This is a genomic window from Acinetobacter sp. P1(2025) (assembly GCF_051390655.1).
Classification (GTDB): domain Bacteria; phylum Pseudomonadota; class Gammaproteobacteria; order Pseudomonadales; family Moraxellaceae; genus Acinetobacter; species Acinetobacter junii.
In genome coordinates this window covers 23,908-38,270 of sequence record NZ_JBPKBJ010000037.1, presented here as the reverse complement: position 1 = coordinate 38,270, position 14,363 = coordinate 23,908, and the positions used below count along the sequence as shown (strand labels likewise).

The window sequence follows — 14,363 nt, the reverse complement described above, 5'->3', positions numbered from 1 at the left end:
TTTGTTTAAGATGAGATGTAACTCATTGAAATGTGTCATCATATTCGTCGTCAGAAAACAAGTATTATGCCATTATTTCAATGAGTTATCTTTTTTTGTCGTGTACAAAGAAAGGCGATATTCAAATAAAAGCTTCTTATCTTGATGATGCGACTGAAGCTCAAGTGATTTCATGGATGCCAAAGTGTGAGATCAAACTGCTAAAGCCAGATGTTTTACATGATCTTGCTTTGCGATCAACTGAGCAAGTTATACATCTTGTTAATCTGGAATCAAGAAAAATCATAATTGCATTAAAAAAGGGAGCAAAAAAAGCTCCCTTTTATCATTCTTTTCTTATTTAAAGAAATACCCCGTTTCAGGCGAGCTGGCATTAGCCATACGCTTACGTGGCATACGACCCGCTAAGAATGCTTCACGACCCGCTTCAACTGCTTTTTTCATCGCAGAAGCCATCAAAATAGGATTTTGAGCCGCAGCAATCGCTGTATTCATCAATACGCCATCGCAACCCAATTCCATTGCAATCGCAGCATCACTCGCAGTACCAACACCTGCATCCACTAAAACAGGGACTTTAGCGTTTTCTTTGATGATAGAAATGGTATGTGGATTCAAAATACCGAGACCAGAACCAATTAAACTACCTAAAGGCATGATTGCAACACAGCCCATACTTTCAAGTTCTTGCGCAACAATCGGATCATCCGAGGTGTAGACCATGATCTCAAAACCATCATCTATCAGGGTTTGCGCTGCTTTAAGTGTTGCAGTTACATTTGGATATAAGGTTTTTTCATCACCGAGTACTTCTAGCTTTACCAGATTGTGACCATCAAGTAGTTCACGAGCCAGCATGCAGGTACGAATTGCGCTATCTGCATCAAAACAGCCAGCTGTATTTGGCAGAATCGTGTATTTCTCAGGTGGGATGACTGAGAGTAAATTTGGTTGATCGGCATGCTGACCAATGTTTACGCGACGAATTGCAACGGTCACAATTTCAGCGCCACTCGCTTGAATCGCTAAATCAGTTTCATTGAGATCTTTATATTTACCAGTTCCGACCAGTAGACGAGATTGGAAAGTACGTGAACCAATAATTAAAGGGGAATCTTGCATGGGCTTACTCCATTTTTAGCCGATTAGCCGCCACCAACAGCTTGAATAATTTCAATACGATCTTCAGGAGCAATTGTTGTTTGCTCAAGTCTACTTTTCGGAATAATCTGTTGGTTTTTCTCTACAGCAAAGCGTTTGCCTTCAAGTGCCAAGCTTTGAATCAATTGCTGTAGATTTTCACATGACGTGTCTGTTGACTCGCCGTTTAAATAGATATGCATGATAAATCCTTATTTCGCATGTTTGATCGCATACCATGCGAGTAATAGCCAACCTGCAATCATAAATGCACCACCAATCGGAGTGATTGCACCTAATATTCGAGGTAAACCAAGCGACATAATGTATAACGAACCACAGAAAAATATGATGCCAATTTGAATCAAAATAAAAGGAATTTTTATTGGAAATGTTGGTATGGTTTTTTTGAGTACAGCTAAAATGAGTAAACCTAGAGCATGGTAGAAAAAATATTGTGTTGCAGTGCTCCACCAAGCGAGTTGCTCTACTGTGGCAATAGATTTAAGTCCATGAGCGCCAAAAGCACCTAACATAACTGCAAGTGCAAGATCAAACGCAGAAATTGCTATCCACATAATGAAAAATGGAACTGGAAAATTGATGAACAAAGTTAACATATTCGAAGCTTTTAACAAAGCTGGATAAAACAAAAGGGCATTGCCGCCCTTGTGTTTGTTCTGAATTTAACTTGCTGACATCGCAATTTTAATTTTTTCCATTGCATTCTTTTCAAGCTGGCGAATACGTTCAGCAGAAACGTTATATTCAGCAGCCAATTCATGCAAAGTTGATTTGTCATCGTCTAACCAACGACGCTGTAAAATATTACGAGAACGATCATCAAGTTGATCCATGGCCTCATGCAATGCAGAAGTACTTTGTTCTTCGTAATCTTCTTCTTCAATTAGGCGTGCAGGGTCGTAACGATTATCTTCTAGATAAAGTGCAGGTGCGGTGTGCGGTGTATCATCGTCATCATCACCTTGCGCTTCAAAAGCAGCATCGTAAGCGGTTAAACGACCTTCCATTTCGAGCACTTGCTCAGGCGTCACATTCAAATCATTTGCAATTGATTGAGCTTCTTCCAAAGTCAAACGTTTGCTTGATTTTTTAAGACTACGCAAATTGAAAAATAATTTGCGTTGAGCTTTCGTGGTAGCAATTTTAACAATTCGCCAGTTACGAATAACATATTCGTGAATTTCGGCTTTAATCCAATGCACAGCAAAAGAAACTAAGCGCACACCCATATTAGGATCAAAGCGCTTAACAGCTTTCATCAATCCGAGGTTACCTTCTTGGATGAGATCACCTTGTGGTAATCCGTAACCTGCATAGCTGCGTGCAATATGTACGACAAAACGTAAGTGTGACATTACCAAAAGTTTGGCAGCATCCAGATCTTGATCATAATAATAACGTTCAGCAAGTTCTTTCTCTTGCTCTGCCGTTAAAATAGGAATTTGATTGACAGTACTGATATATGCACCAAGGTTAACGCCTGGCGCAGACAATGACAGGGGCATCAATTGATTGCTGCTGTCAGTAGTCATGGAGTCTCCTTATAGGATGGTATTAAAGTCAATAATTTCATCTTAATGCGAATGTTCTTCATCACTAAGGAAATTTGAGTATAGAAATGTAAATATTTCAATTTTATCTTTACCGAGAGTTTATCAAAGAATCAAATAGATTCAATTAAATAGTGAAATTCTCGGTCTGAAATTTTCTGTGTTTGACATTGAAGTTGTTGAATTTGGCAATATCGTGTTACATCAATTTCACTATGCGGGTCTGATGATTTTAAAAGATATTGCTTTGATCCTGACGATTTCTTAATAGCGCGTTTCAACATCAAAAGTGGCATAGGGCAAGGTTGTCCTAGCGCATCAATTATTTCGGGCGAGCCTTCAATTTGAGACATAGTAATAAACAAAGCTTAATTGAAAATTATCTTAACAAACTTTCACTATTTTACACGGAAAAATTTTAGCAAAAAAAGCGCTAAATGGTTGAATAAAACAGATAGAGTGCTAGGAAATTACTAAAAATAAATCTATTAATTGGAATAAACCCGTGTTAAGCTCGATGCGTTTTAGAAAGTGTTTAATATAAATTTCTTGTATTAAACCCTATAACAAATGGATGTAACCGGAAATTGTTGATAGTTTTACAGAATGATTACAAGCTTTAAAATTATAAATATTTTAAAACCTTGTTGGCTCTGCTGTTTGCAACACCGGAAGGTCCTTATCTTTCAATATCTGAGGATTGACTTATGACAGCTCGTGAACAAGGCGTAGTAAAGTGGTTTAACGACACTAAAGGCTTTGGTTTTATTCAGCGTAATGGTGGTGATGACGTATTTGTTCATTTCCGCGCAATTGTAGGCGAAGGTCACCGTTCATTACGTGACGGCCAACGCGTAGAATTCAGCGTAGTTCAAGGACAAAAAGGTTTCCAAGCTGAAAACGTTCAGCCTTTAGACTAATTTGTTGCTTTAACGCAATAAAAGGCGCTCCAATGTTATTTGGGGCGTTTTTGTTTATAATAGCCACTTTCTTTAGTCATTGATGGTTCGAGAGCATATATGACGTCTGGTTTTGAAACCTTAAATTTACATCCGCAGTTGAAAAAAGCCATTGATGCTTTGGGGTTCACACAAATGACTCCTATTCAACAAAAGGTTTTAAAATATACATTAGCAGGGCATGATGCCATTGGTCGAGCACAGACAGGGACGGGTAAAACAGCTGCCTTTCTAATCAGTGTGATTAATGATTTATTAACCAATCCAGTACAAGAGCAACGTTTTCGTGGTGAACCACGAGCATTAATCTTAGCTCCTACTCGTGAGCTTGCATTACAGATTGAAAGTGATGCCCAGCATTTGACAAAGTTCACTGATCTACATCTTGTCACTCTATTAGGTGGTGTAGACTTTGAAAAACAAAAGAAAATGTTGGATCGCAACTTTGTTGATATTATTGTTGCAACGCCAGGGCGTTTAATTGATTTTGTTGAACAAAAAGAAGTTTGGTTAGATAAAATTGAATTTTTAGTGATTGATGAAGCTGATCGCCTGCTTGATATGGGATTTATCCCATCAGTAAAACGAATTGTTCGTTTTTCTCCATTCAAAGAGCAACGCCAAACTTTGATGTTTTCAGCAACATTTAGCTACGATGTATTGAATTTGGCAAGACAATGGTTATTTGAACCTGTTACGGTAGAAATTGAACCTGAACAGAAAACCAATAATGATGTCGAGCAACGAGTTTACGTTGTAGAAAACAAAGATAAATATAAATTGCTTCAAGAAATTCTTCGTGAAGAACCTATTGATAAGGTCATGATCTTTGCAAACCGTAGAGATCAAGTTCGTCGTTTATATGATCACTTAAAGCGTGATGGTTATAAAGTAGGAATGTTGTCTGGTGAAATTGCGCAAGACAAAAGGTTGAAGATGCTCGATCAGTTTAAACAAGGCAAAAACAATATTATGATTGCGACTGATGTTGCTGGTCGTGGTATTCATGTTGATGGTGTATCGCACGTCATTAACTTTACCTTGCCTGAGCAATCAGATGATTATGTTCATCGTATTGGTCGTACTGGACGTGCAGGTTCTCAAGGTGTAAGTATTAGCTTCTTATCAGAAGATGATGCGTTCTATTTGCCTGAGATTGAAAAGGCGATTGGGAAGAAATTACCCCTTACGCGAATCGAAGGATATTGTTGATTTGATTGAAGCAATTTCAAATTAGAATTTGTTTGTTGAATCATTTAAAAAGCTAAATCATGCGACGATTTAGCTTTTTTTATTTTTTAGTATGTTTTGCTACCCAAATGATACAAAAGATTAAGAATTTTTTTAAAATCCTGTGATTAGTTGCTGAATTGAAACAAATCAACATGTAGAATATGGCGCATTACCTGGGAGGATATTATGGCTCTAATCTCAATGCGCCAGCTCTTGGATCACGCTGCAGAACATAACTACGGCGTACCAGCGTTTAACGTAAACAACTTAGAACAAATGCGTGCAATTATGCTCGCAGCTGATGCAACGAATTCACCTGTAATCGTACAAGCTTCTGCTGGTGCGCGTAAATATGCAGGTGCACCTTTCTTACGTCATCTTATTTTAGCTGCGATTGAAGAATGGCCACATATTCCAGTGGTAATGCATCAAGATCACGGTACAAGCCCTGATGTCTGCCAACGCTCTATCCAGTTGGGCTTTAGCTCAGTGATGATGGATGGGTCTTTGGGGGCTGATGGTAAGACACCAACTTCATATGATTATAATGTTGATGTTACTCGTCGTGTTGTAGCTATGGCTCACGCATGTGGCGTTTCTGTTGAAGGTGAGATTGGTTGCTTAGGTAGCCTTGAAACTGGTATGGCTGGTGAAGAAGATGGTGTAGGCGCTGAGGGCGTACTAGACCATTCTCAATTGCTAACCTCTGTAGAAGAAGCAACTCAATTCGTTGCTGACACTGATGTCGATGCTTTAGCGATTGCTGTGGGTACTTCTCATGGCGCATACAAGTTTACTCGTCCACCTACAGGCGATATCTTGGCAATTGATCGAATCAAAGAAATTCATGCTGCGCTACCAAACACGCATCTTGTAATGCATGGTTCAAGCTCTGTACCACAAGAGTGGTTGGCGATTATTAACCAATATGGTGGTGATATTAAAGAAACTTACGGTGTGCCAGTAGATCAGCTTGTAGAAGCGATTAAACATGGTGTTCGTAAAATTAATATTGATACTGATTTGCGTTTAGCTTCTACGGGTGCAATGCGTCGTATGATGGCTGAGAAACCAAGTGAATTTGATCCACGTAAATTCTTTGGTGAAACAGTTGAAGCAATGAAAGACATTTGTATTGCACGTTATGAAGCATTTGGTACGGCTGGTAATGCAGATAAGATTCGCCCAATTTCTTTAGAGAAGATGGTTGATCGTTATAAGTGATTAACTTGTAACTTAAAAAAATAGCGGCCTTTGCCGCTATTTTTTTATTTGTATGAAAAAATGCCAGCATATAGCTGGCATTTTTTTGAGGCAGAATTTATTTTTGCTGCGCTTTTGAGTCTAAACTGACATCTTTAATTTCAACATATGCATTGGCGCGAAGCTCACGCATCCAAGTATCTACTTCAGTATCAAATTGACGTTCACCGAGAATCTGACGTGCCATACGTTCTTGTACTTCTTTGGTCATGTCTTGTTGGCGAGTATCCATCACTTGCAGGATGTGCCATCCAAATTGTGTTTGGAATGGTTTGCTAATTTGACCTACAGGAGTATTCTTCATTGTCTGTTCAAATTCAGCAACCATAACGCCCGGGCTAACCCAACCCAAGCTACCTCCATCACGAGCTGAACCTGTATCATTTGAATATGTTGCAGCAAGTGTTGCAAAATCTTCGCCAGCTTTAGCACGATTGTATAGACTATCAATCATTTGTTTAGCACGGTCTAAAGATACAACTTCAGAAGGTTGGATTAAAATATGACGTGTTTGGTATTGATCCACTAAAGCTTTTTGATCATTTTGTTTACGTTCAAGTAATTTAAGAACGTGGATACCATCACGAACATTAATAAGTTCAGTTGTTTGACCTATTTTCAATGGGGTGATTCGCGCTGCGAGTTCAGTTGGAATTTCAGAAAGTGATCTAAATCCCATGTCTGCGCCATCAACTTTCACAGAAGAAGTTGATAATTTAGAGCTGATTGCTTTTGGATCATCACTATTCGTAAGCGCATTTTTTACTTCTAAGGCAACTTTTTGTGCTTCTGCTGCATTATCTCCTGAGATACGCATATGAATCACATGGGCTTGAGTGCCTAATGCGGCTTGACCTTCAGGTGAATTTAGGAAATTTTCAACATCTAAGTCGCTGATTTTAATTCGCGACATTACTTGTTGTTGACGTAAGCGTCCGATTGCTAAATCTTCAGCAATACGGTTTCTTAAGTTTTCATATGTACCTGGCGCAATTGCATCTAGTTTTTGTTGGAACGCTTCTAAGGTAGTAGCGCCAGATTGATTTGCCACTTTCATAACAGCAGCATTTAAACTTTTTTCGTCGGCTTTAATACCGTAACGTTTAACTTGTTCTAATTGAGCTTGTCGGATGATCAATTGATCTAAAACTTGCATCTGTAAGTATTGTTGTGGTGGCACAGTTTTATTTTGTGCTTTAAGTTGATGCTCAGTTTCAGCAATTCCTTGTTCTAAATCACTTTTAAGAATGACACTACTATCCACAATTGCGACAACCTCATCCGTAGGTTGAGCAAAGCTATGCATTGATGAAGAAATTAGGGCGGCTAGAACAGTAGCTCTAAAGATATGTTGAATAGAATTTATCTTCATTAACGTTGTGTCCAAGATTGATTAATTTTGTTGAAACCTAAAACTCTGCTTTCTAAAAGTGAGGCAAGCTTATTATTTAAGGCGCCTAAACCTTTAAGTGTAAACTCAGCCATTACAGCACGCTTTCTACGTACATCAGGAGAATTAGGATCATCTAAATCGTTGTAGTACGAGCGTCCATATACAGAGACAGCCCAACAACAAGACTCATAATTGACGCCAAGTAAATACTCGCGCATCAAATTATTGTCTAAGTCATATTGAGCATGCCCCATAATACGCCAATTATCTTTTACAGGTTGTATAAAGGATGCAACAGCTTGATCATAAGAATCTTGACGGTCTGGAATGTCTTTACGATAAAAATAGCCTACATTGTAGAGATTACCTTTATCGCCGACGTAATATGCTTGAAAATCACGTTGTGCATTTTCACCATTAGACATCCATGCAGAATTGGCAGCTAAGGTGAAGTTTTGATTCAATTGACTCGCTAGGCTAATAATCGGACCTGTTCTTTTTTGCGTGTCGAACTCATCAGGTTCTTCGTTTAGGGTTACACGTCTGTCATTAAAATAATAACTTTGACCTAGACTCGCTCTAATACGCTCTAAGCCTTCTGTATCTAGTAAGCTGTATGTAACACCCAAAGATAAGAAATTATTATCCTCTAAGCGGTCGTGCCCATAAAAGCGGTAAGGGTTAAACAATTGATCATAACTAATAGATGCAGTTGTAGAGTCAAAGTTTGGATGATCATCTTGCTTTTTATAAGGTGAGTAAGCATAGAACGCTCTTGGTGAGATGCTTTGAAGATATTTGCCATCTTTCTCAAAAGTTACACCAGTTGCGAACGTAAATTGCGGCACAACGACAGACTTCTCTAAATCATCGGAAGCCGATAAGCCTAAACCTTCTTTAGTATCTTGATCGTAGAATGTATTAATCGTACGTACGGATAATTCAGGAATAGCGTAGAACCATGATGGTGTTATGTAGTTATAACGAACAGCAAATTGGTTATAGATACGAGTACCGCTTGATTCTAAAGCTGAGCCATCATTTATAGACTTTTTAAAATAAGCTGTATCATTATTAAACTCGTATTGTAAACCTTGTGGATTACCTGTTACATAATTGAGAAGGAACTGAGGTAAGCGAGCATAGGGTTTGTCTTTATCCTCAATCGTTTCATCTAGGGTTTGGAAATCTTCGACTTTTAACTGAGCTTTTAAGCCAGGAATGCCATTTTTATAATTCAATTCCCATGCACGACGTAGGTTCAAATCAGTTTTTGAATTTGGGCTTGAATTAAAATCAGAGAAATAATCTTTATCTGATGCATGGTTAAATTCTAGGTTCGTAGACCATTGATCTGTGATGTTCCAATTGTGTTCAAAATGTAAGTCATCACGATCTTTGTTGTCGTATTCGTTGTCATTTGGTAGGTAGCCACCCCAAATACGTCCTGAGCCAAAATTCTCAGTCATATATCTAAATTCTGCATCCAACTTTGCTCCACGTTTGCTCATAAAGCTTGGTGTGAGTGTTAGATCATAATTAGGTGCAAGATTAAGATAAACAGGAACAGTAAGTTGAGCACCACCATCATTGCTATAACCAAAATTTGGACTTAAAAGACCAGTGGTGCGCCTATCATCAATTGGGAAATTAAAATAAGGAACAGCTAAGACAGGAACATCTTTTACATATAGTTTAGTTCCTCTAGTCACACCACGACCAGTTTCTTGATTCAGTTCAATTTGTTTAGCCTGAATTTTCCATGCAGGTTTTTGTTCAGGTGGGCAGGCTGTATAACTAGCATCCTTAAGAATAACTAAATTTTCATTTTGGCGTTTGATTTGGCTTGCATGGCCATGAGCATGTTGTTGTTCAGAAATATAAAAACTGTTATTTAAGTCGCCAGTTTGGGTTTTTAAGTTGTAATTGATTTGATCGCTTTGGGTGAGTAAACCTGATTGAGCGAGTTGAACTCGACCTTTCGCATTTGCATATGTTTGAGATGAATCTAAAGTAACCTCATCTGCACGAATATTGCGACCTTCTTGGTCAATAATTACGTCACCTCGTAAAACCGAATCACCATTTGGATTGTAGTGACCATAGTCTGCCGTAATAACAGAGGTGGTGCTATTCGCATCTTTGGGTCTGCTTTCAGGGTTGATAGGCGTAATCCATGTACCTTGGCAAAAAGATGAGCTTAGATAGCGATTGTCACGCAATTGAGCTTCTGGTGCTGATTTGTCTACATAGTATTGCTGAAAAAAACTTTCGCCAGGGTAGGTTTCTTGGTCTTTCTGAATTTTGGCTTTGAGTTGAGCATTGTCTAGTGTAGAGACATGAGACGTGTTGGTTGCTGCGAAACCTGATTGAATCGAGCCGCCACACAAGAGTGTCAAAATAGCAGTTGCTAAAGGATTAAATTTAAACTGATGTTTCATTGTCTCATTAACCAGTATGCTAATTCACAATTAATTATTGTCGCATCATAGAGAAAAAGTTGATAAGTGGCTACACTTAAGCTTTCAAAATCTCAGCTAGTTTTAGATTTTATTGCAAATGAATACACAACGTGAACAATTGATACAAACTTGGCTTGAAGCCGTTCTCAAATCTGATCAGTTTGAAATCAACTTTCTTGCTGGAGATGCGAGTTTCCGCCGCTATGCACGAGTTGGGTTACAAAACAAAACATATATGCTCATGGATGCGCCTCCTGAAAAAGAAGATTGCGTTCCGTTTGTGACGATTGATGAATTCTTTGATGCGAATGGGGTGAGAGTTCCTCATATCGTTGCTAAAGATTTGGAGCAAGGATTATTATTGTTGGAAGATTTTGGTGATGTAGTGTTGTCAACATTGTTAAATGATAAAACAGTTGATCAATATTATGCCCAGAGCTTTAAACAACTTATTGAATTGCAGAAAATTGACGGGAAATCTCATTTGTCGGCATATTCATATGAGAAATTAATGACAGAGATGCGTCTGTTAACAGAATGGATGCTACCTTCATTAAATATTCAACCAACAGAACAGCAATTAGAAACAATTGAGCAAGCTTTCGATTTTCTTGCGATTGAAGCAACTAATCAACCTCAAGTAATCGTTCATCGTGATTTTCACAGTCGTAATCTGATGAAAATTGAAAATGAGCAAGAACTTGGTGTTATTGATTTCCAAGATGCGGTAATTGGTGCTGATACTTATGATTTAATCTCGATTACACGAGATGCCTATGTACAGTGGAATGCCGAGCGAGTTTATGAATGGTTTGAAGTCTTTTATAACTTGTTGCCAGCAAAAGCGAAAGAAAATCGGAGTTTTGAGCAGTTTAAGCGTGATGCTGATCTTATGGCGATTCAGCGCCATCTTAAAATTTTAGGTATTTTTGTTCGTTTATTCGAGCGTGATGGAAAATCAGGTTATCTAAAAGATCTGCCAAGAGTGATGTGGTATCTGCTTGAAGAAAGTCAAGGTTATGATGAATTGAATGACTTTATGCAATTTATGCGTGAAATCGTTATGCCAAAGTTCATTGCAAAATATGGTGATTATGAGGTTGCTGCATAATGAGAGCTATGATTCTTGCCGCAGGTCTTGGAAATCGTATGCGACCGCTCACGTTGCATACACCAAAACCTTTGCTTGAAGTTGGTGGAAAGCCTTTAATTGTTTGGCACATCGAAAAATTGCAAAAGATAGGTGTCTCTGAAATTGTGATCAATACTGCTTGGTTGGGAGACAAACTTGCGGCTGCTCTTGGAGATGGTTCTCAATTTGGTGTAACTATTTTATGGTCGCATGAGGGTGAGGGACTTGAGACGGCAGGTGGTATTATCAATGCATTGCCTTTATTGGGCGATAAGCCTTTCATTCTCGTCAATGGTGACGTCTGGACAACTATGGATTTCTCTTCATTGCTGAATGTTCATTTAGGTGACAAGCAAGCGCATTTAGTATTGGTTGATAATCCTCCTCAGCATTTGAAAGGTGATTTCATTTTATCCAATGATTTGGCTTATACATTTGAGCAGGAGCAATTGGGTGAAGCATTAACCTATAGTGGTATTGCGGTATTATCACCGAATATGTTTAAAGGTCTGGAGAATGGTAAGAGACCATTAGCACCTTTACTTAAACAGGCAATGTCACAAGAATTAGTTTCAGCTGAGAAAATGCAGGGTATTTGGGTTGATGTTGGTACGCCTGAGCGGTTAGAAGAGCTTGACAATAAAATTAAACAAGGTGAATTTGCCTAAGAAGATATTTGTCGTGCTTTGATGTTGTTGAACCAAGGCAGAAAATTTGATGGATTGTGCAGTTTATCATGAACATAGATGATTAACTGCATAATCGTTCAACAAGTCCTACTGTGTCTTGTATCAGAAATCGGTATACTGCACAGCAAATTTATCGAGATGTTACACTGTCATGCATCATTTTTTTCAAGAATTAAAGCAAGGTAGTCAAGCTTTAGGATTAAACCTCAGCGAAGAGGCTTTAACACTCTTATTAAAATATCAAGATGCGCTAGTATTGTGGAATAAGGCATATAACCTAACAGCAATACGCGACCCTAAAGAAATGCTGGTTAAACATTTATTAGATAGTTTAAGTATCTTGAATGATCTACCAAAAGGGCGTTTATTAGATGTAGGTACAGGTGGTGGAATGCCTGGAATGATTATTGCTTTATGTCAACCAGAACGTGATTGTGTTTTGCTTGATTCAAATGGTAAGAAAATTCGTTTTCTGAAACAGTTTATTGCTGATTTAAAACTGAAAAATGTAATTGCAGTGCAAACACGTGTTGAAAATGAAGACAGTATCAATGAACTTGGTCAGTTCGATGTAATTACAAGTCGAGCATTTGCTTCTCTAACTGACTTTGTGGATGCTGCACAGCCATATATGCATGAAAAAAGTATTATTGCAGCAATGAAAGGTTTGATTCCAACTGATGAACTTGATCAATTAAATGATCAATATCAGTCTCAGATTGTCGAATTGAAAGTACCAAGATTAGATGAACAACGTCATTTGCTTTTGCTTCAACGAATTTAATAAAAAATATTAAGGGTAATCATGGCACATATTATTGCAATTGCTAACCAAAAAGGTGGCGTGGGGAAAACAACAACCGCAGTTAATCTTGCTGCTTCTTTGGCGATTTTAAAGAAGCGTGTCTTGTTAGTTGATATGGACTCACAAGGTAATGCAACAATGGGGTCTGGCGTACAAAAGAATGACCTTTTGTATTCTGTTACTGATGTCTTATTAGGTGAAGTGCCGATCGAAACTGCGATTCAAAAAGCAGAAGTAGGATATAAGGTTTTGGGTGCAAACCGTGAGCTTGCAGGTGTAGAGCTAGCAATCGCTGAGCAAGAAGGTCGTGAATTTATCCTCAAAAAAGCATTAGAAGAGGTAGATTCAGCTTTTGATTACATTATTGTGGATTGTGCTCCAAGTCTAAGCTTGATTACTGTAAATGCACTTGCAGCAGTGAATGGTGTGATCATTCCGATGCAATGTGAGTACTATGCTTTAGAAGGCCTTGCAGATCTAACACAAACCATCGACCGTATACAAAAAGCACTCAATCCAAACTTGGAAATCATTGGTGTGTTACGTACCATGTATGATGCAAGAAATGCGTTAACACGTGATGTATCCTCTGAGCTTGAGCAATATTTTGGTAAAAAACTCTATGATACGGTTATCCCTCGTAATATTCGTTTGGCTGAAGCGCCAGCACATGGTTTACCTGTGATCTATTTTGAAAAGAGTTCTAAAGGTGCCGTTGCATATTTAAATTTGGCTGCGGAAATGCTTAAAAAAAGTAAAGTGAAAAAAGGAAGTGCTGTATGAGCATCAAAAAACGCGGATTGGCTAAAGGTCGTGGTTTAGATGCGTTGCTAGGTTCGATTCAAAAAGAAAAACTGCAACTAGAAGCACAAGCCTTGGATCATGGTCAACTCAAGCAAATTGATGTTAACTCGTTAAAGCGTGGAGAATATCAACCACGTCGTTTTATTCAAGAACAGGATTTACAAGAGCTTGCATCATCGATTGAAAAACATGGTGTAATGCAGCCTATCGTGATTCGTCCTGTGGATGATGAACAACATCCATATGAAATTATTGCGGGTGAGCGACGTTGGCGTGCTGCAATTATGGCGGGATTAACTGAAATTCCTGCAATTGTAAGAGAGTTGAATGATCAGGTCGCGATAGCATTAGCCTTAATTGAAAATATTCAACGCCAGGATTTAAATCCTATTGATCAAGCACTTGCATTGCAACGTTTTCATGATGAATTTGGTTTAAGTCACCAAGAAATTGCAGATACTGTTGGTAAAGCACGTACTACAGTTAGTAATTTGTTGCGCTTATTAAGTTTAGCAGACCCAATTAAAGATTATATGCAACAAGGTCAGATTGATATGGGGCATGCCCGTGCAATTTTGACTTTAAAGACTAAAGAACAAATTGAAGTTGCAAAAATCGTGATTGAAAAAGGTTTGTCAGTGCGTCAAACTGAGCAATTGGTTCGTGAGTGGAGTGAGCCAAAACCAGAAAAGGAGAAGGTAAAAATTTCTCCAGATATTGAACAATTAACTCAAAAGCTATCTGAACGCTTTGGTGCGAACGTCAAAATTGACCATAACCAACAAGGAAAAGGGAAAATGGTCATTCACTATCACTCATTGGATGAGTTGGATGGGATTCTAAATATTTGTTTGCCTAACTAATATTTAGGATTCGTCCTAATTATTTTAAATATTATTGGGGAATAAT

The 14,363-nt window shown here is 38.3% G+C and carries 16 protein-coding genes; 9 read left to right on the top strand and 7 right to left on the bottom strand.

What is annotated here, in order from left to right; genetic code table 11:
* The first annotated feature begins 80 nt into the window (after positions 1-80).
* Entirely contained in the window at positions 81-344 is a 264-nt protein-coding gene (locus ACSC97_RS10915) for a hypothetical protein (protein WP_436660914.1), read from the top strand.
* Here the strand turns inward: ACSC97_RS10915 and ACSC97_RS10910 are convergent.
* The 5 genes from ACSC97_RS10910 to ACSC97_RS10890 form a co-directional block, all read right to left on the bottom strand.
* On the bottom strand, positions 337-1,122 hold the full coding sequence (locus ACSC97_RS10910; RefSeq protein WP_004639328.1) for a thiazole synthase: 786 nt from the start codon (positions 1,120-1,122) through the stop codon (positions 337-339). The two genes, ACSC97_RS10915 and ACSC97_RS10910, sit on opposite strands and share 8 nt — an antisense overlap.
* Positions 1,123-1,145: 23 nt before the next feature.
* Positions 1,146-1,343 carry a sulfur carrier protein ThiS gene (thiS, locus tag ACSC97_RS10905; RefSeq protein ID WP_004911577.1) on the bottom strand — a complete coding sequence of 66 codons (198 nt, stop codon included), beginning with the start codon at positions 1,341-1,343 and terminating at the stop codon, positions 1,146-1,148.
* 9 nt (positions 1,344-1,352) lie between these two features.
* Positions 1,353-1,718, bottom strand: a complete 366-nt coding sequence (locus ACSC97_RS10900; protein WP_436660918.1) for a DUF423 domain-containing protein — start codon at positions 1,716-1,718, stop codon at positions 1,353-1,355.
* Between the two features lie 108 nt (positions 1,719-1,826).
* Positions 1,827-2,696, bottom strand: coding sequence for an RNA polymerase sigma factor RpoH (gene rpoH / locus ACSC97_RS10895; RefSeq protein WP_004911572.1), 870 nt, complete (start codon positions 2,694-2,696; stop codon positions 1,827-1,829).
* A 131-nt stretch (positions 2,697-2,827) separates the two neighbouring features.
* Entirely contained in the window at positions 2,828-3,067 is a 240-nt protein-coding gene (locus ACSC97_RS10890; protein ID WP_004954060.1) for a sulfurtransferase TusA family protein, read from the bottom strand.
* Positions 3,068-3,421: 354 nt separating this feature from the next.
* Between ACSC97_RS10890 and ACSC97_RS10885 the strand changes: the two genes are divergently transcribed.
* The 3 genes from ACSC97_RS10885 (at position 3,422) to fba (ending at position 6,130) form a co-directional block, all read left to right on the top strand.
* Positions 3,422-3,634 carry a cold-shock protein gene (locus tag ACSC97_RS10885; RefSeq protein WP_004911569.1) on the top strand — a complete coding sequence of 71 codons (213 nt, stop codon included), beginning with the start codon at positions 3,422-3,424 and terminating at the stop codon, positions 3,632-3,634.
* Between the two features lie 99 nt (positions 3,635-3,733).
* Positions 3,734-4,885 (top strand): ATP-dependent RNA helicase RhlB, encoded by a 1,152-nt coding sequence (rhlB, locus tag ACSC97_RS10880; protein WP_436660910.1) that lies wholly within the window; start codon positions 3,734-3,736, stop codon positions 4,883-4,885.
* Positions 4,886-5,092: 207 nt separating this feature from the next.
* A complete protein-coding gene (fba, locus tag ACSC97_RS10875; RefSeq protein WP_004954063.1) occupies positions 5,093-6,130 on the top strand; it encodes a class II fructose-bisphosphate aldolase in 1,038 nt (345 codons plus the stop codon).
* 97 nt (positions 6,131-6,227) lie between these two features.
* On the opposite strand, the gene ACSC97_RS10870 is transcribed toward fba, so the two are convergent.
* Positions 6,228-7,541 carry a peptidylprolyl isomerase gene (locus ACSC97_RS10870; protein ID WP_004954065.1) on the bottom strand — a complete coding sequence of 438 codons (1,314 nt, stop codon included), beginning with the start codon at positions 7,539-7,541 and terminating at the stop codon, positions 6,228-6,230.
* Positions 7,541-10,003: an LPS-assembly protein LptD gene (locus tag ACSC97_RS10865; protein WP_004954067.1), complete on the bottom strand. Its 2,463-nt coding sequence runs from the start codon at positions 10,001-10,003 to the stop codon at positions 7,541-7,543. The genes ACSC97_RS10870 and ACSC97_RS10865 overlap by 1 nt, the downstream gene beginning before the upstream one ends.
* Before the next feature lie 118 nt (positions 10,004-10,121).
* Between ACSC97_RS10865 and ACSC97_RS10860 the strand changes: the two genes are divergently transcribed.
* From ACSC97_RS10860 to ACSC97_RS10840, 5 genes are all read left to right on the top strand, one after another.
* Positions 10,122-11,135 (top strand): aminoglycoside phosphotransferase family protein, encoded by a 1,014-nt coding sequence (locus ACSC97_RS10860; RefSeq protein ID WP_168153701.1) that lies wholly within the window; start codon positions 10,122-10,124, stop codon positions 11,133-11,135.
* Positions 11,135-11,824, top strand: coding sequence for an N-acetylmuramate alpha-1-phosphate uridylyltransferase MurU (murU, locus tag ACSC97_RS10855; RefSeq protein ID WP_125299273.1), 690 nt, complete (start codon positions 11,135-11,137; stop codon positions 11,822-11,824). The genes ACSC97_RS10860 and murU overlap by 1 nt, the downstream gene beginning before the upstream one ends.
* Before the next feature lie 172 nt (positions 11,825-11,996).
* Positions 11,997-12,629, top strand: coding sequence for a 16S rRNA (guanine(527)-N(7))-methyltransferase RsmG (rsmG, locus tag ACSC97_RS10850; RefSeq protein WP_199954996.1), 633 nt, complete (start codon positions 11,997-11,999; stop codon positions 12,627-12,629).
* 21 nt (positions 12,630-12,650) lie between these two features.
* Positions 12,651-13,433, top strand: coding sequence for a ParA family protein (locus ACSC97_RS10845; RefSeq protein WP_004911554.1), 783 nt, complete (start codon positions 12,651-12,653; stop codon positions 13,431-13,433).
* Positions 13,430-14,317, top strand: a complete 888-nt coding sequence (locus ACSC97_RS10840) for a ParB/RepB/Spo0J family partition protein (RefSeq protein WP_004911551.1) — start codon at positions 13,430-13,432, stop codon at positions 14,315-14,317. The genes ACSC97_RS10845 and ACSC97_RS10840 overlap by 4 nt, the downstream gene beginning before the upstream one ends.
* The last annotated feature ends 46 nt before the right edge of the window (positions 14,318-14,363 follow it).

Bases quoted from the DNA above. Each gene is read 5' to 3' on its own strand.
- ACSC97_RS10915 (WP_436660914.1), top strand. From the start codon at position 81: ATGAGTTATCTTTTTTTGTCGTGTACAAAGAAAGGCGATATTCAAATA.
- ACSC97_RS10910 (WP_004639328.1), bottom strand. From the start codon at position 1,122: ATGCAAGATTCCCCTTTAATTATTGGTTCACGTACTTTCCAATCTCGT.
- thiS (WP_004911577.1), bottom strand. From the start codon at position 1,343: ATGCATATCTATTTAAACGGCGAGTCAACAGACACGTCATGTGAAAAT.
- ACSC97_RS10900 (WP_436660918.1), bottom strand. From the start codon at position 1,718: ATGTGGATAGCAATTTCTGCGTTTGATCTTGCACTTGCAGTTATGTTA.
- rpoH (WP_004911572.1), bottom strand. From the start codon at position 2,696: ATGACTACTGACAGCAGCAATCAATTGATGCCCCTGTCATTGTCTGCG.
- ACSC97_RS10890 (WP_004954060.1), bottom strand. From the start codon at position 3,067: ATGTCTCAAATTGAAGGCTCGCCCGAAATAATTGATGCGCTAGGACAA.
- ACSC97_RS10885 (WP_004911569.1), top strand. From the start codon at position 3,422: ATGACAGCTCGTGAACAAGGCGTAGTAAAGTGGTTTAACGACACTAAA.
- rhlB (WP_436660910.1), top strand. From the start codon at position 3,734: ATGACGTCTGGTTTTGAAACCTTAAATTTACATCCGCAGTTGAAAAAA.
- fba (WP_004954063.1), top strand. From the start codon at position 5,093: ATGGCTCTAATCTCAATGCGCCAGCTCTTGGATCACGCTGCAGAACAT.
- ACSC97_RS10870 (WP_004954065.1), bottom strand. From the start codon at position 7,541: ATGAAGATAAATTCTATTCAACATATCTTTAGAGCTACTGTTCTAGCC.
- ACSC97_RS10865 (WP_004954067.1), bottom strand. From the start codon at position 10,003: ATGAAACATCAGTTTAAATTTAATCCTTTAGCAACTGCTATTTTGACA.
- ACSC97_RS10860 (WP_168153701.1), top strand. From the start codon at position 10,122: ATGAATACACAACGTGAACAATTGATACAAACTTGGCTTGAAGCCGTT.
- murU (WP_125299273.1), top strand. From the start codon at position 11,135: ATGAGAGCTATGATTCTTGCCGCAGGTCTTGGAAATCGTATGCGACCG.
- rsmG (WP_199954996.1), top strand. From the start codon at position 11,997: ATGCATCATTTTTTTCAAGAATTAAAGCAAGGTAGTCAAGCTTTAGGA.
- ACSC97_RS10845 (WP_004911554.1), top strand. From the start codon at position 12,651: ATGGCACATATTATTGCAATTGCTAACCAAAAAGGTGGCGTGGGGAAA.
- ACSC97_RS10840 (WP_004911551.1), top strand. From the start codon at position 13,430: ATGAGCATCAAAAAACGCGGATTGGCTAAAGGTCGTGGTTTAGATGCG.